18 protein-coding genes, 1 other RNA gene and 1 pseudogene are annotated in these 21,332 nt (G+C 55.6%); 11 read left to right on the forward strand and 9 right to left on the reverse strand.

Features of this window, described 5'->3' with window-relative positions:
* Positions 1–302 precede the first annotated feature (302 nt).
* Positions 303–665: a CU044_2847 family protein gene (locus E1H13_RS14405; RefSeq protein WP_169614116.1), complete on the reverse strand. Its 363-nt coding sequence runs from the start codon at positions 663–665 to the stop codon at positions 303–305.
* A gap of 135 nt (positions 666–800) precedes the next feature.
* Here E1H13_RS14405 and E1H13_RS14410 point away from each other — a divergent pair, with 135 nt between their 5' ends.
* Positions 801–4,529, forward strand: coding sequence for a caspase family protein (locus E1H13_RS14410; protein WP_169614117.1), 3,729 nt, complete (start codon positions 801–803; stop codon positions 4,527–4,529).
* A gap of 126 nt (positions 4,530–4,655) precedes the next feature.
* On the opposite strand, the gene E1H13_RS14415 is transcribed toward E1H13_RS14410, so the two are convergent.
* Together E1H13_RS14415 and E1H13_RS14420 are read right to left on the reverse strand one after the other, a co-directional pair.
* On the reverse strand, positions 4,656–4,865 hold the full coding sequence (locus E1H13_RS14415) for a hypothetical protein (protein ID WP_169614118.1): 210 nt from the start codon (positions 4,863–4,865) through the stop codon (positions 4,656–4,658).
* A gap of 137 nt (positions 4,866–5,002) precedes the next feature.
* The gene (locus E1H13_RS14420) at positions 5,003–5,266 is read right to left on the reverse strand and encodes a UPF0175 family protein (RefSeq protein ID WP_169614119.1); all 264 of its coding nucleotides are present in this window, start codon (positions 5,264–5,266) and stop codon (positions 5,003–5,005) included.
* 745 nt (positions 5,267–6,011) lie between these two features.
* On the opposite strand from E1H13_RS14420, the gene E1H13_RS14425 reads away from it, so the two are divergent.
* Both E1H13_RS14425 and E1H13_RS14430 read left to right on the forward strand, forming a co-directional pair.
* Complete coding sequence (locus E1H13_RS14425) at positions 6,012–6,314, forward strand: nucleotidyltransferase family protein (RefSeq protein WP_169614120.1); 303 nt, start codon at positions 6,012–6,014, stop codon at positions 6,312–6,314.
* A complete protein-coding gene (locus E1H13_RS14430) occupies positions 6,307–6,681 on the forward strand; it encodes a HepT-like ribonuclease domain-containing protein (protein ID WP_169614121.1) in 375 nt (124 codons plus the stop codon). Before E1H13_RS14425 ends, E1H13_RS14430 begins: the two co-directional genes overlap by 8 nt.
* Positions 6,682–6,793: 112 nt before the next feature.
* Here the strand turns inward: E1H13_RS14430 and E1H13_RS14435 are convergent, their stop codons facing one another.
* The 6 genes from E1H13_RS14435 to ssrS all read right to left on the reverse strand — a co-directional run bounded on the left by E1H13_RS14435 (position 6,794) and on the right by ssrS (position 13,829).
* Positions 6,794–7,417: a hypothetical protein gene (locus tag E1H13_RS14435; RefSeq protein ID WP_169614122.1), complete on the reverse strand. Its 624-nt coding sequence runs from the start codon at positions 7,415–7,417 to the stop codon at positions 6,794–6,796.
* A 190-nt stretch (positions 7,418–7,607) separates the two neighbouring features.
* Positions 7,608–8,651 (reverse strand): AI-2E family transporter, encoded by a 1,044-nt coding sequence (locus E1H13_RS14440; protein WP_240966638.1) that lies wholly within the window; start codon positions 8,649–8,651, stop codon positions 7,608–7,610.
* Positions 8,652–8,670: 19 nt separating this feature from the next.
* A complete protein-coding gene (locus E1H13_RS14445; protein ID WP_169614124.1) occupies positions 8,671–10,209 on the reverse strand; it encodes a phosphomannomutase/phosphoglucomutase in 1,539 nt (512 codons plus the stop codon).
* Positions 10,210–10,603: 394 nt separating this feature from the next.
* Entirely contained in the window at positions 10,604–11,887 is a 1,284-nt protein-coding gene (locus E1H13_RS14450) for a pitrilysin family protein (protein WP_169614125.1), read from the reverse strand.
* Positions 11,888–11,976: 89 nt separating this feature from the next.
* The gene (locus E1H13_RS14455; RefSeq protein WP_169614126.1) at positions 11,977–13,233 is read right to left on the reverse strand and encodes a pitrilysin family protein; all 1,257 of its coding nucleotides are present in this window, start codon (positions 13,231–13,233) and stop codon (positions 11,977–11,979) included.
* Positions 13,234–13,645: 412 nt separating this feature from the next.
* A non-coding RNA gene (ssrS, locus tag E1H13_RS14460) (6S RNA) lies at positions 13,646–13,829 on the reverse strand.
* A 245-nt stretch (positions 13,830–14,074) separates the two neighbouring features.
* Here ssrS and minC point away from each other — a divergent pair.
* From minC to E1H13_RS14500, 8 genes and pseudogenes are all read left to right on the forward strand, one after another.
* Positions 14,075–14,983: a septum site-determining protein MinC gene (minC, locus tag E1H13_RS14465; RefSeq protein ID WP_240966639.1), complete on the forward strand. Its 909-nt coding sequence runs from the start codon at positions 14,075–14,077 to the stop codon at positions 14,981–14,983.
* Between the two features lie 162 nt (positions 14,984–15,145).
* Positions 15,146–15,943, forward strand: a complete 798-nt coding sequence (minD, locus tag E1H13_RS14470) for a septum site-determining protein MinD (RefSeq protein ID WP_169614127.1) — start codon at positions 15,146–15,148, stop codon at positions 15,941–15,943.
* A gap of 124 nt (positions 15,944–16,067) precedes the next feature.
* Positions 16,068–16,331: pseudogene (gene minE / locus E1H13_RS28000) on the forward strand (cell division topological specificity factor MinE); the annotation flags it as partial.
* Positions 16,332–16,554: 223 nt separating this feature from the next.
* The gene (locus tag E1H13_RS14480; RefSeq protein ID WP_169614129.1) at positions 16,555–16,950 is read left to right on the forward strand and encodes a ferredoxin; all 396 of its coding nucleotides are present in this window, start codon (positions 16,555–16,557) and stop codon (positions 16,948–16,950) included.
* 178 nt (positions 16,951–17,128) lie between these two features.
* Positions 17,129–17,728 carry a precorrin-6Y C5,15-methyltransferase subunit CbiT gene (cbiT, locus tag E1H13_RS14485; RefSeq protein ID WP_169614130.1) on the forward strand — a complete coding sequence of 200 codons (600 nt, stop codon included), beginning with the start codon at positions 17,129–17,131 and terminating at the stop codon, positions 17,726–17,728.
* 297 nt (positions 17,729–18,025) lie between these two features.
* Positions 18,026–19,378: an NAD(P)/FAD-dependent oxidoreductase gene (locus E1H13_RS14490; protein ID WP_169614131.1), complete on the forward strand. Its 1,353-nt coding sequence runs from the start codon at positions 18,026–18,028 to the stop codon at positions 19,376–19,378.
* Positions 19,379–19,387: 9 nt separating this feature from the next.
* A complete protein-coding gene (locus E1H13_RS14495; RefSeq protein WP_169614132.1) occupies positions 19,388–19,693 on the forward strand; it encodes a hypothetical protein in 306 nt (101 codons plus the stop codon).
* A gap of 274 nt (positions 19,694–19,967) precedes the next feature.
* Positions 19,968–21,323: a D-alanyl-D-alanine carboxypeptidase gene (locus tag E1H13_RS14500; RefSeq protein WP_240966640.1), complete on the forward strand. Its 1,356-nt coding sequence runs from the start codon at positions 19,968–19,970 to the stop codon at positions 21,321–21,323.
* Positions 21,324–21,332: the final 9 nt, after the last annotated feature.

A 21,332-nucleotide genomic window follows, 5' to 3' on the forward strand; every position in this document is an offset into this window, starting at 1 on the left:
CCTTGCCCGTCAGTCACTAAAAGCACAAACCCTCAGTCCCTTTCACTTAGAGGGTTTCCCGGCTTAAATCACACCCCCGGGAATGATGATGGTGCCTTGCAATTTCATGCCATACCCACCTTTGTAGCTAAACCTTAAATCCCTGCCCTACCGCCAAGCGTGCCACTCACAGGTGCGCCGCGCCAGCCGTACGGTCTCATCCACGTCGCTGCGGGCCAACAGGTAGCCGCGAATGCGATCGCTGGCTTTACCCACCCCACCCAAGGCTGTTTCCCTACCGGGTCACTTCCAGTCGTGCTCTATTATTGATTGGGAGATTTAGGAGGGAATTTACATTTCACCGAGATTTCCATGCTGCCCTCAGCACTGCCCTCGGTAAAAATGACACCGGTCTTACCGCCTAACTTGATACCAAATTTCAGATTGAGTTCTTCGACCTCAGCCCCGCCCAAACGTTGAAAGGCACCAATAGCAAAATTGGCATAGGCCGTGATGTTTGACTGAATTTCCTCCATTTTAAGCAAAACCTCGTCGGTTACTCCTTTTTCTCCAGGCCGGGTGCCTGAGCGGGATGGTTCTGCAATTGGAGGTGTGGGAGGGGCTTCTACATAGATTTCGGTGATAGTACCGTTGTCTTCGACTAGAAGTCGAGTGAGCTCCGACATCGATTTACCTCGTTGAGTTCTAAATTTGAAGCAAATCTAACTGATTTTAGAATAATCTGTCCGGAAGTGGCACCTGGCGGCTTGTTTGGGTATGGTAGGTGAAACCCCAGTTCCACAACTCAAGGTTTAGCGGCTATGCCTCGATACGCTTTAGTCATCGGTATCCAGAAGTACAGTGGATCGGGCTTTCAGGATTTAGAAAAATCAACTCAGGATGCCGAGGCGGTAGCCCAGGTTCTAGAGAAGTATGGTAATTGGGAAGTCACGCGCTTGCCACAGAGGTGGAATGCGGAAAAGCAGAATTGGAACGGGGGGCAAGGGTGCTATGAGGTTGCCCCTGATGTTGCGCTTACGGGGGCAGAGCTAGGGGCAGAGATTAGTCAGTTTTTTGAGCATGCCGGACGGAACGAAGCGCTCATCTACTTTAGCGGCCATGGGTACGAATTTACAGACAGCTTGGCCGAGATAACTGGTTACCTAGTGGCTTCTGACTGCACAGCAACGACCGTTAGCGAACGGGGGCTTTCTCTAGAAAGCTTAAACAAGTTGGTTATAAGGGCGGCTTGTAGCAGTGTCGTGGTGTTGTTGGACTGCTGCCACGCGGGTAGGCTTCTAGAACGGAGCCTAATTACTCGGTCGCTCACTGCATTTCAGCAGGGAGATCGCAACTATTTTTTAGCAGCGGCCTGCCGGGGGCATGAGAAAGCCTACGAGGGGCCAGAGTTTAGTTTGTTTACCAAGGTACTGCTGGATGGATTGGCCAGTCCAGGACGCGATGGCCGAGTACTGGCATCACATGTAAATACAGCGATAGATGAGGGCTTGTCTGGTTCTGGGCAAGAACCAGTAGTTTTGAGTTCAGGCGGAGCGATTACTCTGGCAACTTACGGAGCCAGGGCAGAAGCTCTAACACAAGAAGAAGATGCGCTGCAAACTATCCTTAAGCAGCTCGGCGATGAGAAAAAGTACGATGTCCTGGATGCAGCTTTTTTTGAGGCAGTGGCTGCCCGAGTTGCAAGCAACCAGGCCCGTGCTCAGATGTTGCGTCTACCAGGGGCAAACTGGTCGATGCTGTTTCAGGGAAACTATGTGGAGCGCGACCAACAAGGGGTGGCCCTGCAACAGACTCAGCGGCTAGCTCAACAGCCAGGAATTTCGTTGATGCTAATTCGGGGGGAACCGGGGGCTGGCAAAACGGCTCTATTGCGGTGGTTGGCTCACGAACTCGTCGGCCAGGGAAAACGAGTGCTACACAAACAGGGGACGGATCAGGCGGGCTGGTTAGAAGAATTACTGACTGTTTCCGAAGCAACTGGGGGCGAACATTTTTATGTGATCACCGATGATGTCTTCCGGGATGAAACCATTTTGGAGGAGTTGGAGCAAACAGAACTATTTTTTCCGCTGACGATTATTGCTACAACTCGCCCCAATGAAGATCGTCACACCGAACTTGATGGCACAGGCTATGAGACGATTTGCCTCGATTTGAATAAGCCCAGTCAGGCCGAGAAAGAGCGAATTCTGGCCTTGCCGGAAGTCCAAAGTCATCTTGTAGGTAAGTCCAACGCAGAACGAGAAGTACTGTTGGACTCACCAATTATGCTGGTGTTGATGTTGCAGCTCTCGGAGGGGAAACCCTTTGACGCCATATTGCGGGATATTGTCAAAAGTTTACCGAGTAGCGATGATCGCCCTATTTATCAAGCCTATGGGATACTGTGTAGTTTCTTTCAGTACAACGTGATTGTACCGTTTGAGGTTTTGCGCCTTTGCTTACCCGCTGGCAATTGGTCTGAACAGTTGATTCTGACAGAGTTAGAAGGTCTGGTAGAAACAACAACCTATGCTGGTTATGAGGGGCTGTTTCCAATTCATGAACTAATTGCCAAGACTGTGATGGACTTGGATTATAGACCTGGGTCAGCTAATCAACCCTATGCCTGGTCCCAACCGCCTTTGCTGGAGCAAAATCTGCATAAGATTGTTCCTGGTTTAGATGCGAGCGAGGAAATGCAGGAACGCTGGCTTCGTCATAGCATAAGGCTGCTTACACTCAACGGTTCTGTAGACCTGGTCGGATCTATATTGAAATACTACACACAAGAAATAGAAGCGGTTCAGCAGCAGGGAAATACTATATCCAGCTGGGTAAATTGGCATAAGGTTTACACCTTACTGAATCGGAGAGATGATCAAAACCGCTGTCTTGATGCTTTATTGGGTACGCAACCGCAAACTTCGTGGGAGTGTTCACATTGGCTATCGCGAATCTCTAAGTCTGGAACAGAGCAACAAAGGCAGGATGCGATCGAAACCACTCAAACCTGGCTCCAACAGCATCCAGATGATAGTTCTGTCCGCACTCACTTTTTAGCCTTTTTGAGTCAATGGGGAACAGATAAACAGAGACGGGATGCAATCGACACTACCCAACCCTGGCTCCAACAGCATCCAGATGACAGTTCTGTTCGCACTAAATTTTTAGGCTTTTTGGGTCAATGGGGAACAGATAAGCAAAGGCAGGATGCGATCGACAACACCCAAATCTGGCTCCAACAGCATCCAGAAGATACTAATGTCCGCACTCAATTCTTGGCCTTTTTGAGTCAATGGGGAACAGATAAACAGAGACGGGATGCGATCGACACCACTCAAACCTGGCTCCAACAGCATCCAGATGATAGTTCTGTTCGCACTCACTTTTTAGCCTTTTTGAGTCAATGGGGAACAGATAAACAAAGGCAGGATGCGATCGACAACACCCAAAATTGGCTCCAACACCATATAGAAGATAATTTTGTTCGCAGACAGTTTTTGACCTTTTTGGAGCGATGGGGAACAGAGCAACAGATGCGGGATGCGATCGACACCACTCAAACCTGGCTCCAACAGCATCCAGAAGATAGTTCTGTTCGTACTCAATTCTTAGCGTTCATCGGAAAGCAAGGAGATGATATTAAAAATATAGAAGATTTGATTATCGAGCAGTGGCATTGGCTCAGGGATCAAAGACTAGCCCCACAAAGTTCCTGGGAAGCTTTTTTGCCTGTTCTCTATCACCATGCTTCTCCTGACCTCTATCAACCAGCTACAGATCTAGTGCTCCAGCAACATCTTGGAAATAAATCGATCCAAAACCTTATCTTTGGCTATTTTCGTGACTATCTTGACCAAGTCACCTGCTATGCCTTAGCTACCAATGTGACTAAATCTAACTTACCCCCTGATAAATGGCAAAATTACATCCATGCAGCTAACTTTTTCAGAGATCAGGGTGAGTTCGAAAAGGCTGAGAAAATATACCGTAAAACATTTGGGGCCGCTAGAGCACAGGTATCTCAAATTCCACAATTGTCGAAAACAATTGACTTTATCAATCTGAGCTATGCAGAACTGCTGCTGCTCACTGAGTCGCCTAGTCCTGATGCAGCGATCAAAAAAATTAATTGGGTTCTTAAGAAAAACTCAAAGCACGGTTATGCTCATCTCTTAATGACTCAAGCATTTCAAATTAAAGGAGAATCTTGTTATGGATGGGCGATAGCTCATTTCGAGCAAGCTATAAAGTTTGATAATCGGCTGAATGGCTTTATGTACTGTCAGCTTGGCCAATTCTATCGTTATACCCTTAGTGATATCCCCGCAGCTCGTAACTGCTATGAGAATTCGATAGGTCAGCAGGTCAACTTACCTGCTTGTGTCGAACTGGCTGAGTTGGAGATTGAGAATGGCAATTTAGAGCGGGCTAAATCGCTGCTGGAACAGGGCCTAGCACTGCCACTGCTGAAACGTACTGAGCAAGAAATGCGAGACAAGCTAAGTGGACGTATTGCTTTACTAAGGCAGCAAACCGGTTTGTAATCGGTAGTAAACTCGCGGGTTTTGGTGATGGACAGGGTTGGTCTGGGTGGATTGGGCGGCCAGGGCCTGGAACCGTTGCCAGAGGCGTTGGATCTGGGTTTCGCGACCAAAGTAGCGATCGCCATCCTATTCCGTAAACGCCGCCAGTCCCTGGTAAGGGTTGGGGCCAAGTTTAGCCGAGGTGTCAGCAGCAGATCCCTGGCGCAGTGGCGGGGTCTGGTGAATCACATAGATGGTGTTGCCATCGCCAGAGACGATCGCACTGCCCACCGCACTCTCCTGAATCTGAATGCTGCGATCAGCTCCCTCAGTATTCTGATGACCGCCTGCTGACATTTCTGACTCTCCTCAATCAATTGGCAAATAATCTCTAGCTATGCTTTTGACGCAACTTTTTTATCAACTTTGAGGATGCCCGAAAATTAGTCTGCTGGAGTTTAGTAATTGGGGACGTATTGGAAACAACCCGCATATCAGGAGAGAAGCTCCCTCAAAGTGGCTGCATCATTCTCCATATCAATGGCGCGGTAAGGTGGTTCAGCGTTTTTTTGCTTGAGAAAGTCATAGGTATCCCATCGGGAGGCGAAACCCAAAAGTTGTCCAACTTCCCCAGCGCCAATATTACCTTTGCAATAGGCTTCAACAGCCAGCAACTCTAGAGAGCGGCGAGTAAGGGTTTCAGGGCTATCTGCAAGTTGGCTAGCAATGCTGTCAGGAATATCAAGGGTGATTTTCATGGATCCAAGTAATGGGTATATAGCCTCAAAGTTAGCTCACTGAACCAGGTGCCTACAACACCAACTCTACCAAACGTCTTACTCCTGGTCTTTGGTCACACCAACAATCGTCATTAGCCGTGGTGACAGGTCAGGTGGCCTAGTCACAGCTAAGCTGATGTCTCAAGATTTTGGTGTGGGGTAGCTGCGGAAGCGCTGCGATCGCAGTAGGTTTGACCAGCTCGCCCCCATCTGGCTGCTGCTGTCAGTGTTGCGCAGTGTGTGGCCAGAGCCCCCGACGGCGAATCCAGAGTAGGGCTTGGGAGACCAGAGCCAGGACGGGCAGTTCAATCAGGGGGCCAATGATCAAAGGGGGCGAGGGCCAACCCCACCGCCACTGACAGGAGGATCAAAACTGGCTGTAACCGCTCAAACCGGGTCGTCTGCACAGGGAAAAGGTTGCCGTTGGGCCAAAACCGCATTCTAAACCAAATTCAGCTCAAGCCCTGGAGTTCGCCTGGGGGAAAACTCCAGAGACTGAACTGGACATGGTTTAGCTGGCCTATAGGGCTGACAGCACTGCCCCCAAGATCGCCCCTGTGACCGGGTTCACCCACCACAATGTGATTACCCAACATGACCAATGAGCCCTAGGTCTGGAACCATTGCCACCGCCCTATAGTTGGCTCAGTCAATGTCAAAACTGGTATAACTCAATCAGCAGTGCAGCCTTGCACCTCATCTTTATCCCAAAACCTATCCTGGTATGGATAATAGCGAAATCAACCTAGCCCAAGTTTTGCAGCGGCTACACCACCACCAGCCCGATCTACAAACGCGCTATGACGTGACTCGTATTGGGATTTTTGGCTCCGTTGCCCGTGGCGAGGCTACTCCTAGCAGCGATATCGATATCGTGGTTCACATGAAACCCGACCTGCTCCAGCGCGTGCGACTCAAGGCTGAATTAGAAGCCCTATTAGGTCGATCCGTGGATGTGATCCGCTATCGCCCCACTATGAATCCCTACCTCAAAGCCCGAATTGATCAAGAGGCCCGGTATGTATAACCGTTCACTTTTGCTGGAGCTGTTGCTTGAAATCGACGAGGCCATTCGTAGAATTGAACGACGATTTGCCGGAATTCAGTCGCCTGATGACTTTACCTGCAACGATGACGGACTAGACAGATTGGATGGCATTAGCATGATGCTGATTGCCATTAGCGAGAACATTCGCCGCATCGAGGAAGCGACCGATAGTAAGCTTGAAGATGAAGAACTCAGTATTGATTGGGAAAGCATCAAGGGCATCCGCAATATTCTGGCTCATGATTACTTCAACATCGATCCTGACGAGATTTATGTCATTTGCAGCCATGATCTAGGTCATCTAAAACAGGCGATAGCTCAACTTCGAAACAACATTTTTAGCTAGTGGTCTGTATTGATTCATGAAGGGAGGAGAAAGTTTCAACCAACGCCAAGTCCATCCCTGGAGTTCGCCTGGGGAAAACTCCAGAGACTGAACTGGACATGGTTTAGCTGGCCTATAGGGCTGACAGCACCGCCCCCAAGATCGCCCCTGTGACCGGGTTCACCACCACAATGTGGTTACCCAGCATGACCAGGGCCGTATTTCTCGGCTGGCGAATCAACGCGGACACCCGTTGGGGTACCCGCAACCGTCTGACCAACCCTGTGGGCATCCAGCGGCGGCGGCCCACCTGCCGTTCGATCACAGGGAGAACATCGATGTGAGATAACACCTCTGGGGGCAGCTCTGCCACCAGGTTTTCACGGGTTGGGGCTTCCGCTGTGGAAAGTATAGCCGCGATCGCCGCCAGTTTTTCCTCAGAAAGCTGCGCCAAAATGTCTGGGGTGACGGGCGCGATCGCCAGGGTCTGGGGCTCGACTGGCTCAGACTCCAATCCAGGAGCCAGCTCCACCACAGCTTCCTGGTTCAGTACCTCCAGCCGGTCCTGGCTGGGGGCTATCTCCTCCATCTGCCCATACTCAGTCTCTGGGGTTTCAGGGAGCAGTTGATCGACTAGCACTAAATCCAGCCCGGCTTCACTGTCTGCCGGACTGGGGTAAGCCTGGGCTACCGTCCACAGGCTACTGGCCGCTACCAAACCTAAACTGACGCCTATCGTGTGTCGCCAAAGGATCATGAACGTTCTCCAAAAAATAATGGGGATTACCCGATCGGCCCTGGTATCGGTTTCTGGCTCTCAGCGGTTGAGGGAGAACGCGCAGCGATTTCTCCTAAAGGAAAGGCTAGAGCCAAGCCGTAGTCACTATCACAGCAGGTTTATCCAGCCGGTGAATGGGGTAGAGGTTCAGTTTGTTAACTGGCTGATCTTATTGGTCTGCTCGCTCAGGTCTGGGGGCGGTGCGGACGATATCGGCTATCTTTTTAACAAAGCTAGCGGTCGGGACGGCCAGTAGCAGCCCCAGGAACCCCGCAAATTTGGCCCCAACCAGCAAGGCGATGACCACCACCGCCGGATTCAAACCCGTGATGCCGCCAATCAACCGGGGGGCAATAAAATTGTCATTAATTTGGCCCAGGACGGCAGCCACCAGCAGCACCTTCAGCCCTAGCCCTAGACTTTGAAAGGTCAACAGGGTACTCACCCCCAGGATCGCCACCGTGCCGCCAAAGGGAATAATGCTGGCCAGGCCAATGCCGAGGCCAAACAAGAGGCCAAAGGGCACCTTCAGCAACACAAAGGCGATCGATTGGGCGGTGGCCAAAATCAGGGCCAGGGTGGCCTGGCCGGAAAAATAGCCTCGAAAGCTGGGGCGTAGGGCGCTACGAATATGGTTTTGCCAGGGCTCAGAAAACCAGCTCAGCAGCCCCCTCCACAGGGGTTCCCCATTAATCACCAGTAAAATAGCCAGGATCGCTGTAATCAGTAGATTGAGGGTCTTGTCCAGGGTGCTGAGGGTGACATTAATCACTTGGCTGGTGCCAGTTTGCAGGGCGCTAGACAGTTGGTTGGCAGCCTCTACTGTCAGCTGGTCGAGGTCGACGGGCAGGTTTTGAAACATGGCCCGCTCTTCCAGACGCAGGAGCTGGGTCTTCGCCAGATCGATCCAACGGGGTAGGCGCTCGGCAAAGTCGTTCAGTTGCTGCCACACCAGCGGTCCCAAGAAGATTACTAGCACGGTGGTCAGGGTAATGGTGGTCAGCAGTACAGCCGCGATCGCTACGCCTCGCTTAGCCCCCTGCTTTTCCAGCAAACCAATGGGATAGTCCAGCAAAAAGGCCACCAGGCTGGCGGTAATCACGATACTGGTGATTGGCTGCAGCAGCATGCCCAGCTTGTACAGCAGCCAACTATTCAGACATACCAGGGGAAAGGCTAACCCCACGATCGCCCATTTGGGTAGCTTAGACATGGAAACCATAGGCCTTGGGTTATTCTGCTAATGCCGACAAATCCAGCTCGGTCAGGGGGGCAAAAAAGTCGTGCAGGCGCTGGGCGATCGCCGCCACCCCACCGCTGACGTTCGATTCAATGTTCAGGGGCAACACCGGATCGTGCAGGGAAAGCCGCAGCAAAAACCAGCCCTGCTCCTGGGCCGACTCGCAGGCTACCCGCACCCCTTCGTAATTGTTGGGGACCAGGCTCCAGTCGGGCTGCTGCTGAACAAAGCGATGCAACTGGTCAATCACCTCGGTCCCATAGGGCTTAAAGTCAGGGGTTTGAATCTTCAGGCGAAACTCTCGGCTTTCCTGCGGTTCCTGCAGGTGGGCAATCAGATCCGTCAAGCGCTGACCGGCCAGGTGGGTTTTGGCCAATTCCACCAGCAACTGGCTGACCAAATAGGCCCCATCATCCAGAAAGTAGTTCTCCTTCATGGCCCCATGGCCCGAGGTTTCAATCGCCAGCCAGCAGGGTTGACCGCTGGCATTCAGCCGCTGGGCTTCGTTGATCACAGTCTTGTAGCCCCGCTTGAACCGGTGGTGAATGCCCCCCAACTCGGTTTCGATAAACTGGGTCAAGCCGTCGGAGGTGATGGAGTCGGTGACGATGGTGGAACCCGGATGGGCCCGCAATACAATGGCCGCGATCAGGGCGATCAGCCGGTTGCGGTTGAGTTCGCGGCCCTCATGGTCAACGGCGGCCCCACGATCAACATCGGTGTCAAAAATGATGCCAAAATCAGCCCCCTGGGCTATCACCGCCTGGCAAATTGAGGCCATGGCCGCCTCGTTTTCCGGGTTGGGCATATGGTTGGGGAAGGTGCCATCGGGCTCTAGAAACTGGCTACCGCTGGTGTTAGCCCCCAGGAGTTCTAGCACCTGGCTGGCATAAAAGCCACCGGCCCCATTGCCGGCATCCACCACAATGTGCAGTCCCCGCAGGGGTTGTTCAAAGTGGTCGGGGTGGTTCACCGCCTGGCGGATCTGCTGCACCAGGCGGTCAGCATAGGCGGCAATCAGGTCCCGCTGCTCCACAGAACCGGGGCGGGGAGTTGGGGTAAAGTGGCCCGGCTCGGCCAGGTGCAGAATGGCGCTGATGTCGGCTTTGCCCAGCCCTCCCTGGGGGGTAAAAAACTTGAGGCCATTGCGGTTGAAGGGCAGGTGGCTGGCAGTCAGCATAATTGCGCCATCGCAGGCAAAGTCAGGTAGCACCGTGCTGATGAACATGGCGGGGGTAGACGCCATGCCCACGTCCAGCACCCGACTGCCCAGGGCGGTCATCCCCGCGATCGCGGCCTGCATCAGGGTAGGCCCTGACAGGCGACTGTCGCGGCCGATGGCGACAGTCAGATCCGTCGCTGGCTTATCCAGGCTAGTGGCCAGCCAGGTGACAAAGGCCTGGCCCAGGGTGGTCACCACCTCGGGGGTCAGGTTTACCGCCTCGCCGGGTACCCCCTCCAGGGCAACGCCGCGAATGTCAGAACCATTTTGTAAGGCAGCCCAGTTGACTGGGGTGGTGAATAGGGGCATGGGCGATCGCTCCAAGGGGGCAACCCTTTCACCATAGGGGCAGTGTCAGGATTTTGGCGATTTCTTCAGCTTTTTTGCACAGGAGAGCGAGCGGGTGTTAGGTGGCGGGTGTGGGGTATAGGTGGCTGAGGTAGGCCGCAGTGTACTAAGGGACTCGCAAGGTAATAAAGCCCCAAGGTTATTCCCCTGCGGGCGGGAATCCATTGCGGGGTAAGAGATCTGCGAGTTAATGGTGTACCAGGTAGCCCAAAATAGGAGCAGGAGAGTCGAAGCTTTCAAAGTCCCTCTCCCAAGCTTGGGAGAGGGATTTAGGGAGAGGGCGAAGCTGTAGGGCAGTGCCCACCGGTCTTAGGGATGCCTGCTCTAATGGATATTTGGTATTGAGTACCCATCCCTAAGCGAGTTCAGCCGCCAGTGGCCCCACAACCGCCTCTGGCCCCAGCAGGGAAATGCAGGGGCTGTGGAAAAATTCCTGGGCCACAGCTTCCACATCCACCAGGGTGACCGCCGTCACCATCTCCTGAAACTGTTCGTCAAAATCGACCCCTAGCCCCAGCACTTCGTACCAGCCCAGCATTTGGGCAATTTGGGCATTGGTTTGCTTACCCAGGGCATACTGACCCAGAAGCTTGTTTTTCGCAGCCTGCAACTCCTCTTCCGACAGCACCGTGTCCCGCAGCCGCTCGACTTCAAAACGTAGCCCCTCCAGGGCGATCGCGGCATTGGTGGGGGCCGTGCCCATATAGGTAACAAACTGGGACATCCCTAACCGGGTCGGATAAAAGGCGGATACATCATAGGCTAGCCCCCGCTTTTCCCGCAGTTCTACAAACAGGCGACTGGAAAGGCCATTACCCAGGTAGGTATTCAGCAACTTCAGGGTGGCGTAGGCTGGATGCTTGACTGGGGCGGCGGTATAGCCCACCATCACCACCGCTTGATTGGTGTCCTGGGTGGTGACGGTGCAGGTGCCGCTGGGGGTCACCGGCGGAAACACCGGGGTGGCGGGTAACGAGGCCGGGGCAACCCAATCCCCCAGGTTTTTTTCGACCTGGGCGATCGCGTCCTCAGGGGTGATCCGGCCGACAATGGTAATCACCAGATTATCGGGTCGAAAATGGCGCTGGTGGAAGGCCCGTAATGTGTCCTGGTCGAAGGCGGTGACGCTGGCTTCGGTGCCAATGCCCGGCAAGGCGTAGGGATGATCGCCGTACATGGCCTGGCGCAGTTGGTTAAACGCCACCGTAAACGGCTGCTCTTGCATTGAGCGGATCTGTTGCAGGGTGAGCCGCTTTTCCAGGTCAATTTCAGCCTCAGGAAAGCTGGGCTGGCGCAGCAGGTCAGCCGCCAGGGCAAAGATGTCAGCAAAGTCGCTGGATACCGTTTTCAGGCTAATGATGCTGTAGTCGGCAGCGGCATCGGTACCTAGACTGGCTCCGACCGATTCCACCGTCTCCGCAATGTCCATGGAGGACTGGGCTTCGGTCCCCTTAGTCAGCAGCCCCATTAAAAAGCTGGCTATTCCAGCATCTTTGGCGGTTTCAAAGGCGCTACCCGCCCGGATAAACAGTCGAGCTGAGACAATATCGGCGACTGGATTTTCTAAAACTAAAACCGTCAGGCCATTGGGAAGGACGGTGCGATGCAAACGCGGGGCTTGGAGAAGGGAAGCAGTCACTGGCTAATCGGTTTCAGGATAAAAGGTCAGCAAAGCGATAGATGGGCAGGTAAACAGTTCCACTATAGTCTGCCCAGGACGGTTAAATCCTATGCAGGCCGCAAGATAGTAGAGACATAGCGCAGAGGCGTCAGATACTGGGCTGCTAGCTGACGCAGGTGGGCCTCCTCATAGCCCTGGATAATCGGTACATAGGTGAGGCAGCGATCGGGGGCGGCCACGGTACCGTAGTAGCCGTAGAGCCCAGCAATTTGTCCGGGGGCTTCGGTAGAAAAAGCGTAGTCGTTACACAACAACCGCTTGGCCCGGACCAGCTCAGGCTCAGGGATGGGGGTTGCGGTGAGTTCGCTGATTCGATCGCAGATAATCGCCTCTACCCGATCAATGTGGTCCGCCTCTAACCAGGCCTGGATGGTGAATAAGCTGCAATCTTGCTGCAACGAAAACCCGGCGGCGATGTCCTGAACCAGCTGTCGATCCTCCCGCAGTTCCCGCACCAGGCGAGAGCTGCGCCCCTCGGCCAGTAATGCCGCCAGCAGATCTAGGCCATAGGCAGCCTCCAGTTGCTTAATTCCCGGCCCCACCCAGGCCATACATAGCCGCGACTGCTCTAGGCGGGGCAAGGACAGCACTTCCCGGTGGACTCCCTGGGCTAGGGGTAACGGCGCGATCGTCGCTGCCGGACAGGGGGGGGCGGCGGGAAAGGTGCGAAAGGCATGCTTAACCATCTCGACGGTTTGGTCTAAAGGAATGCCGCCAGTAATCACCACCGTCATGTTGTGGGGCTGATAGTGGGCCTGGTGAAAGCAGCGCATCTCTTCCGGCGATCGCTGCTGTAGAATCTCGGTCGTACCCAACACCGACCGACCGTAGGGATGGTTTTGGTACACCAGCTCTGACATGGCCTGAAACCCCAACCAGTCAGGGTCATCCTGGGCCTGGCGGATTTCTTCTAAGACCACCTGCCGCTCCCGCCCAAACTCATCAGCTGGAATGGCCGCGTGCAGCAGCAGGTCGGCCAGGTAAGGCAGGGTCTGGGGCAGCGTATCAGCGGCAATGGTCATATAAAAGTGGGCGTAGTCGTGGCTGGTGGCGGCGTTGGTCATCCCCCCCTGGGTTTCAATCGCATAGTCAAACACCCCTGGGGGGAGATGATCGGTACCCTTGAAGATCATGTGCTCCAGAAAGTGGGCCATCCCCGCCCATTCTGCCGGTTCGGCCCTAGCCCCAGCCCGGACCCACACATCGGCGACGACCACTGGGGTAGCACTCATTTCTTGATGGATTAGGGTTAACCCATTGTCCAAACGAATGACACTGGCCGGAAAATTAACCGTAGTAGTCAACGGCTCAAACCCAGTTAACGAACATCAACAACAGCCTTAGCAGCAGCCTTAACCATCCCAAGGGCAATGTTGAGGCGAGCTCACCCTATTCAACCGGGATACCCATCGAAATAGCGTGTTACAAATAGCGTGTTACTTAGACAGCTAATCATCTAAACCATAGTAACGCTATTGGTGGTCAAGCGGCAGGGGAGCGCGGTTAAAAAGCTGATGACAGGGTACCTAGTACTGGAAGGCAGAAGTCAGAAGGATGTAGAGCGCAGCCCGTGCGAAGCAGGCAGAAAGGGAACCCTAAGCCCATCAAGGCTTTCCAAAGGAACCAGTGATAGGTTTATTTCCGCCCTAGAGTACTAGTGGATACATTACGAACCAAAAACATTTCCCCCATCCGTCAGGACAGGGGAAAGCTTAAAGTTCCACCGCAGCGCCGTCTTACCTCAGTCTTCGACCTGGAGAAACCAGGTGGGTACCGTGGCGTCAGGCTTTAAGTTTCCGAGTACAAGCCCGGTCTACTGCCACCGACGCAGCTCAGTTCCCGTTAAGACAAAACATAGATCGTAAAACATTGTTGGTAGTCACCAACGCCGTAGTGGAACTGACCCTATGATAACCACCCCGCCCCACTAAACCGCAAGGGGGTTGCCCCAAGATTCTGACCCCCGTTCTGCTATGGCGACTGTGATCTAATATGACAGGACATTTAGGCGATCTCTAGGAAAGACGTTCCCAACGTTATCCTTCGACCAGCGCTAGGGTAGGATGGGTCCTGTCCACCACTGGGAGATTGTTTTCCAGAGATCGCCTTAGTGTCGCTCCAATGTTCTCTTTGGTTAGGTCCTCTATGGTTTCTGACGATGCTGCCCTCCCAATGGTGACCGACCTCCCAAATCATGGTCTGCCCCCAGATCCTCCTGCTCACTCCCCGCCAGTGGAGCCTGCTGCCGAGAATGTTGAGGCCCCTGAGTCAGCGGATCAGCCGCCCCTGGCCGACCCGCGGCAGCAGGTGCAACTCACCAGCGTAGCCGGGGTGGTGCAGTTGGTGTTGCCCCCAGAAGCTGACCCTGAAACGGGCCTGATCACCTGGCCCGAGCAGCTCAAACAGCTCAAACTGCGGCTGGAAACTGGAGAGCGCTTCTGGCAGGACGACACGCCTGTGCATCTGATGGCGCAGGAACGGCTGCTGGATGCGCGTCAATTGCAAGCCCTGGACGAGGCACTCTCGGCCGCCAAACTGCGGTTGAAGCGGGTGTTTACCAGCCGTCGTCCTACGGCCCTGGCCGCTGTAACCGCTGGCTATTCGGTTGATCAACAAACGGTGGTTCAGTCCTTAGTGCAGTCCCCTGCTGATCCGGGCAAAGCCCTGGCCGAACCCCTCTACCTGCAAACCACGGTGCGATCGGGGGTGGAGGTGCGTCACCCCGGTACCCTGGTGATTATGGGAGATGCCAACCCCGGCAGTTCCCTGGTGGCAGAAGGGGACATTTTAGTCTGGGGACGGCTGCGGGGCACAGCCCATGCAGGGGCGGCTGGGAACCGCGATCGCCGGATTATGGCCCTGCACATGCAGCCCACCCAACTGCGCATCGCTGATTTAGTGGCCCGCCCCCCAGACGCCGTCCCCGAACCCTACCGACCCGAGGTGGCCTATGTGGGCGAAGGGATGATCCGGATTGCCCGGGCCCAGGATGTGGCTCAGCAAACCCTGAATCAAACCCTCAGTCGAGGGGCTCAACCCCTGGAAACGTTCTAGCTTCAAGCGGTTGAGCCAGCGGCTGTACCCGCCCCCATCGGCATTACCTGAGAAAATCTGGCCGAGATCATCAGGACAGCGATCTAGGATGCGCCTTGTCGGGGTAAGTTATTTGGGTTAAGTCATTAAATTTATTTAGACGTTGGGAAGTTGGGTTTGTCCATGACTCGCATTATCGTAATGACCTCTGGCAAGGGCGGCGTAGGGAAAACCACCTGTACCGCTAACCTGGGCATGGCTCTGGCCCAACGCAACAAAAAGGTTGCGGTGATCGATGCCGACTTTGGTCTACGCAACCTGGATTTGCTGCTGGGCTTAGAAAACCGCATCGTCTACACCGCCCTAGATGTGCTAGCGGGAGACTGCACCGTAGAAAAGGCCCTGGTTAAAGACAAGCGCCAGCCCAACCTAGCCATGCTAGCGGCAGCCCAAAACCGCAATAAAGAAGCGATTACCCCAGAGCAAATGAAAACCCTGGTGGCTGGGTTAGTAGGGCAGTACGACTTTGTGTTAATCGACTGCCCAGCCGGGATTGAGTTGGGCTTTCAAAATGCGATCGCCCCAGCCAATGAAGCGATCGTAGTCACCACCCCTGAAATCTCAGCCGTGCGGGATGCCGACCGAGTGGTGGGCCTGCTAGAGGCGAACGAAGTTAAGTACCCAAAGCTGCTGATTAACCGGCTCAAACCCAGAATGGTCCAAGATGACCAGATGATGTCGGTGCGCGATGTGCTCGATATTCTGGCCGTGCCCTTGCTGGGGGTGATCCCGGACGACGAGCGGGTGATTGTTTCGGCTAACCGGGGAGAGCCCTTGGTGCTCGATCAACAACTCTCCTTAGCCGGTACCGCCTTTACCAATGTGGCCCGCCGCCTGGTGGGAGAAGAAGTTCCCCTGCTTGACCTCACAGCCTCCCACAATGACCTGTTCAGCCGCCTCCGCCGCTTTTTTCGGAACTAACCCCACCCACGCTACGAATCCAAAATCCAAAACTCCCCCATCTCCCCACCTTCCCCCTCTCCCCCACCTCCCCCATCTCCCCCACCTCCCCCTCTCCCCCTAACCCTCCGCCCTTCTTGTGCCGATGCTAAGTGAACTTCTAGATAAACTGTTCAACCGCAACCGTGCCCTCACCAGTCGGGCAGAAGTCAAGCAGCGGTTGCAACTGGTGTTGGCCCACGATCGCGCCGACTTGACCCCTGACCTGGTGGAAAAAATGCGCCAGGAAATCTTGGAGGTGGTCTCCCGTTATGTGGAGCTGGACCAGGAGCATCTGGAATTTACCCTGGAAAATGATCAGCGGGTCACCGCTTTAATTGCCAATTTACCTATTCGGCGCATCCGCCCCGACCATCCAGAGGTGAGCCCAGAACCCGCTCCCGTCACCCCAGAGGTGAGCCCAGAACCGGCTCCCGCCACCGCTGCGCCCCCCCCGACGCCACCAGACTCGACGGCTGTCGTGTCTCTGCCAGATGCCCCTGAGGCATCCGCCTCTGACACCAAACCCCCACCGGCTGACGCTCCAGCCCCGACAGACACCCCTGCTCCTGATGCTGACCCTCCCGCCACCGATGACCAACCCTGAAGCCTTACCAGATTTGGCCCCCTGCGTTGATGCCCTGGCCCTGGGCAGCATTCAGCGTCATGTGTTTTTGTGTACCGACCAAACCAAACCCAAGTGCTGCGATAAAGTCGCTAGTCTAGCCGCCTGGGACTACTTAAAAAATCGCCTCAAAGAATTGCAGCTGGACCGGCCCACCACCGATCGCCCTGTCTCAATCTTTCGCACCAAAGCCAACTGCCTGCGGGTCTGTATGCGCGGGCCGATTTTGCTGGTTTACCCCGAAGGCGTGTGGTACCACAGCGCCACCCCGGCGGTGATTGAACGCATTATCCAAGAGCACCTGATTGGCGGCCAAATTGTCCAGGAGTTTGCCTTCTTTCAGCACCCCTTGCCGCCTGCCTGACAAGGTTCTTGAGGATCTGTCCTGGAGTACCCCGCCTGCGGCATAAGTCGGCCAACCATTCCTGACACCTGACACCTGGCAACTAGAACCTGACACCCTCAGCAACGAGGTCATTTTTTGCCAGGCAGTACTGGCTGGGTCAATATGATGTAAAGGCAGACTAACTAGCTCCTCTCCCATGGCTAAACTCTGGCCCTACGCCACCCCTGGCATCCCCGACCACCTGTTCGAGCAGCTCCCCGGTATCCCCCTCAGTAGCCGGGAAGTGCGGCTGCTGCTGTTGGGCTACCTGCGGTTGCGACCTAAGGATGTGCTGTGGGACATTGGCGCTGGTACGGGCACCCTGGCGATCGAGGCCGCCTTGATGTGCCCTGAGGGGAAAGTGGTGGCGGTGGAGCGGGATGGGGACGTGGCGGAGTTGATTCGGCGCAACTGCGATCGCTTTGCCGCCAGTAATGTCACTGTCATCCAGGGCAGTGCCCCCGATTGTCTGGGGGAACTGCCTTATCACCCCGACTGCATTTTTGTGGAGGGGGGCCGCAACGTTAAGGCGATGCTGCAGGCCGTGTGGGATTATCTGCCCTCCCTGGGCCGCTTGGTGGTGACGGCGGGTAATCTGGAAACCCTCTACGGCGTTTCAGAAACCTTTGCCCAACTCCAGGTACGCAATATCGAAGCGGCTCAGCCTGCGGTCAATCGGCTGGAGGTCAAAGGCAGCAACCAAGTCTTCACAGCCGTAGACCCAATCTTCATCCTTAGCGGCGAAAAATTTGAGTAAGGTGGAACCGGTTTTCTTGTAACGCCACTGATGACGGGCTGACAGGGGCCCCGGCGCCCGGTCTCCGGTGCACGATCTACGGCTCGCCGTGAACCGCCAACCGCCAACCGTAAACCGTGAACTGCCAACCGTAAACCGTGAACCGTGAACCGTGAACCGTGAACCGTGAACCGTGAACCGTAATTCACATCTCCAGTCCTGATTTTTTTGACTGAGCGCTAGGGCACAGTCTTGTTTAAGGCTTTGTCTTATAACCAAACTACAGCCGTTGCATTTCTTTATCTTATGCAAACGCCCATGCAAACAATAGAACAACCTTCTCTGGCGACGGCCCCAGTTGCTGCCAAGGCCGGTCCTCACCAAGTGGTGATTGTAGGGGGTGGCTTCGGTGGCCTCTATGCGGCCCAACAATTGGGTCAGGCCCAGAATGTCGAGGTCACCCTGATCGACAAGCGCAACTTCCACTTGTTTCAGCCCCTGCTATACCAGGTGGCCACCGGGGGGCTTTCCCCCGGCGACATTGCCTCCCCGCTGCGGGGGGTCTTGAGCCAACAGAAAAATACCAAAGTGTTGATGGGGGAGGTCACCGATGTGGACCCCGACAGCCAGAGCGTCACCCTGAACGATGGCCGCACCCTGCCCTATGACAGCCTGATTGTGGCCACGGGCATGAGTCACTTTTACTTTGGCCGCGATGACTGGGCCACCATTGCCCCAGGGCTGAAGACCGTAGAGGATGCTTTGGAAATGCGGCGGCGCATTTTTGACGCCTTTGAAGCTGCCGAAAATACTGACGACCCTGAACTGCGCCAGGCCCTGCTGACCTTTGTGATTGTCGGCGGCGGCCCCACCGGAGTCGAGCTGGCTGGCTCCTTGGCCGAACTGGCCTACCACACCCTGAAGCCCGATTTTCGCGATATCGATACCACCGCCACCCGGGTGATTTTGGTGGAAGGCATGGACCGAGTGCTGCCCCCCTTTCCCCCCGAACTCTCGGCCCGAGCCCAGCAAGACCTGGAAAAGATGGGGGTGCAGGTGCTGACCAAGACCCTGGTCACCGATATTCAGGGCAATCAGGTTACCCTCAAAGAGGGGGATGGGGTAACGACCCTGCAGGCGGCAACGGTACTGTGGGCCGCTGGGGTGCGAGATCCAGGCATGGGAGGCATTTTGGCCGATCGCACCGGGGTAGAGCGCGATCGCTCGGGTCGGGTGATGGTTGCCCCAGATTTGAGCCTACCGAGTCATCCCAATATTTTTGTGATTGGTGACCTAGCCCATTTTGCCCACCAAGGGGAGCGTCCCTTGCCCGGTGTTGCCCCCGTAGCGGTGCAGGAAGGCAAGTATGTGGCCAAGCTGATTCAAAAGCGCCTGGGCCAAGGTTCTGAAATCCCTGGGGACGAGGTCCCCTTTCTCTATAAAGACGGCGGCACCCTGGCGGTAATTGGGCGGCATTCGGCGGTGGTTAGCCTGCCCTGGACCAAGCTCACTGGCTTCCCGGCCTGGTTTGTGTGGCTGTTTGTGCATATTTTCTTTTTGATTGAGTTTGACAATAAGCTGATGGTCATGGTGCAGTGGGCCTCTAATTACCTCACCCGCAAGCAGGGAGCCCGGCTGATTACCGAACAAAAGTTGACCACTGGATCGTGACGTTTGTCTATGACTGACTTATCCTCCACCCTGCCCGAGTATGAAAGCCACCTGCTCGCTGCCCTGGCCTACTTTCTCGGGCGTGACCCAGAGGCCCAGGCTCGGGCCTGTCTGTGCATGTACCTGCGCCAGGCCGAACCCCGGATCATGGCCCAGGTGCGGTTTTATGCCCATCGACTCTCCGCCCAGACCGGCCGTTCCATCGACGAGTATGAACTGCTGGACCTGATTATGCGATCGCCGGATCAAGTCACCGCCGCCTTCCCTCACCTGGGCGCTGTCCACCAGCCCGAGGATCTGGATGTGTTTAGCTGATGCGATAGAAGACAGGATCGTCTGGGTAAATTTCCTGCCAGGGCGGACACACGGGTCCGCCCCTACGTGATTCGTACTCGCGGCGCTTCTCCCGAGGCATGATTCCCCGCCAGGGCGGACACACGGGTCCGCCCCTACGTGATTCGCCCCACCCCCGACCGTCTAACCCACGCTACAAATCCAAAATCCAAAATCCAAAATCCAAAATCTCCTCCCCCCATCACTTTTCGCTAAACTTACTTCCGAGCCCACCCATCGGCCACCCGTGGAGGATATGCTTGTGCGCTTAGCCCGATTACCCCTACTGGTCATGCCCCTAGGGCTGTTCTCCATGCTGCTGGGAGTCGATAGCCCTAAGCCAATACGGCCCTCCGGCCTGGCCACAGCCCCTCTTCAGGCCAACTGGCAATCCCCATGGATGGCTGGACTGGCGAACGATCCAGCGATCGAGGCAGTTTTGGCCCAGTATTTAGCCGGGTTGCAGCGGCAGGGGTGGTCTATCCCTGATCAAGGGGTTTGGATTCAGGTGGGTAACAGCGCCATTGCCCAGCACCAGGGCAATGTGCCCATGTCCGCCGCTTCCCTGACCAAGCTGGCCACCACCCTGGCCGCCCTTCACACCTGGCCCATGGACCACCGTTTCGACACCCTGGTCGGCATTGACGGCACCCTAGAGAATGGCGTGCTGGATGGTGACCTGGTGGTGCAGGGCAGCGGCGACCCCCTGTTTGTGTGGGAGGAGGGAATTGTGCTGGCTAATCGTTTGCAATCGCTTGGTATCCAGCGGGTGACGGGGGATTTGCGGGTGACAGGCCCCTTTACTATGAATTTTCAGGCAGACCCCAACGACTCGGTCACTGCCCTGAAGCAGGCGATGTCCACGGCCACCTGGCCAACTTCAGCCCGGCAGGCCCACGGGAACCTGCCCCCAGGTACCCCCCAGCCGACGATCCAAATTGATGGGACGGTGCGCCGGGTACCGGTGGGGGCAACCCCCGACCCGGAGTGGGTGGTGCGCCACCAGTCGCTGCCCCTGGTGGGGATTTTGAAAGCTATGAATATCTACAGCAATAATGTCATGTCGGACATGGTGGCCGACCTGGTAGGCGGCCCCAGGGTGGTGATTGACACGGCGGCCACAGCGGCAGACCTGCCCCCAGGGGAGATCAATGTGATTAATGGGTCGGGGTTAGGCACCGCTAACCAAATGTCGGCCCGGGTGGCGGTGGCGTTGACGGTGGCGTTGCAACAGACCCTAGCGCCCCATGGCTTTTCGGTGGCAGACGTGCTGCCAGTGGCAGGGGAAGATGTGGGTACCCTAATCGATCGCCGGATTCCGCCAACCGCAGCTGTTAAAACAGGCACCCTGGCCGAGGTCAGTGCCCTGTCGGGAATGGTACCCACCGCCGAAAAGGGTCCAGTGTGGTTTGCCATCATCAACCGTGGCTGGGATTTAAGTGGCCTGCGAGTACAGCAAGACCATCTGCTGCAGGCGATCCAGGCCCATTGGGGGGTGGCCGATGCCCCCCCAGAGATGCGCACTAAGGTGCGGATGCAGCAGGGGGATTTTCGCTACGGTGACCCCGATCGCAACATTGTGCTTGCCCCAGACCTGGAGCAAGGTGGATGAGCCATTAGC

Origin of the sequence: Nodosilinea sp. P-1105 (assembly GCF_012911975.1) — a bacterium.
Lineage (GTDB): Bacteria > Cyanobacteriota > Cyanobacteriia > Phormidesmidales > Phormidesmidaceae > Nodosilinea.

Bases quoted from the DNA above. Each gene is read 5' to 3' on its own strand.
- E1H13_RS14490 (WP_169614131.1), top strand. From the start codon at position 18,026: ATGCAAACAATAGAACAACCTTCTCTGGCGACGGCCCCAGTTGCTGCC.
- E1H13_RS14405 (WP_169614116.1), bottom strand. From the start codon at position 665: ATGTCGGAGCTCACTCGACTTCTAGTCGAAGACAACGGTACTATCACC.
- cbiT (WP_169614130.1), top strand. From the start codon at position 17,129: ATGGCTAAACTCTGGCCCTACGCCACCCCTGGCATCCCCGACCACCTG.
- E1H13_RS14415 (WP_169614118.1), bottom strand. From the start codon at position 4,865: ATGTCAGCAGGCGGTCATCAGAATACTGAGGGAGCTGATCGCAGCATT.
- E1H13_RS14480 (WP_169614129.1), top strand. From the start codon at position 16,555: ATGACCAACCCTGAAGCCTTACCAGATTTGGCCCCCTGCGTTGATGCC.
- E1H13_RS14410 (WP_169614117.1), top strand. From the start codon at position 801: ATGCCTCGATACGCTTTAGTCATCGGTATCCAGAAGTACAGTGGATCG.
- E1H13_RS14440 (WP_240966638.1), bottom strand. From the start codon at position 8,651: ATGTCTAAGCTACCCAAATGGGCGATCGTGGGGTTAGCCTTTCCCCTG.
- E1H13_RS14500 (WP_240966640.1), top strand. From the start codon at position 19,968: ATGCTTGTGCGCTTAGCCCGATTACCCCTACTGGTCATGCCCCTAGGG.
- minD (WP_169614127.1), top strand. From the start codon at position 15,146: ATGACTCGCATTATCGTAATGACCTCTGGCAAGGGCGGCGTAGGGAAA.
- E1H13_RS14445 (WP_169614124.1), bottom strand. From the start codon at position 10,209: ATGCCCCTATTCACCACCCCAGTCAACTGGGCTGCCTTACAAAATGGT.
- E1H13_RS14420 (WP_169614119.1), bottom strand. From the start codon at position 5,266: ATGAAAATCACCCTTGATATTCCTGACAGCATTGCTAGCCAACTTGCA.
- minC (WP_240966639.1), top strand. From the start codon at position 14,075: ATGGTTTCTGACGATGCTGCCCTCCCAATGGTGACCGACCTCCCAAAT.
- E1H13_RS14435 (WP_169614122.1), bottom strand. From the start codon at position 7,417: ATGATCCTTTGGCGACACACGATAGGCGTCAGTTTAGGTTTGGTAGCG.
- E1H13_RS14495 (WP_169614132.1), top strand. From the start codon at position 19,388: ATGACTGACTTATCCTCCACCCTGCCCGAGTATGAAAGCCACCTGCTC.
- E1H13_RS14430 (WP_169614121.1), top strand. From the start codon at position 6,307: ATGTATAACCGTTCACTTTTGCTGGAGCTGTTGCTTGAAATCGACGAG.
- E1H13_RS14425 (WP_169614120.1), top strand. From the start codon at position 6,012: ATGGATAATAGCGAAATCAACCTAGCCCAAGTTTTGCAGCGGCTACAC.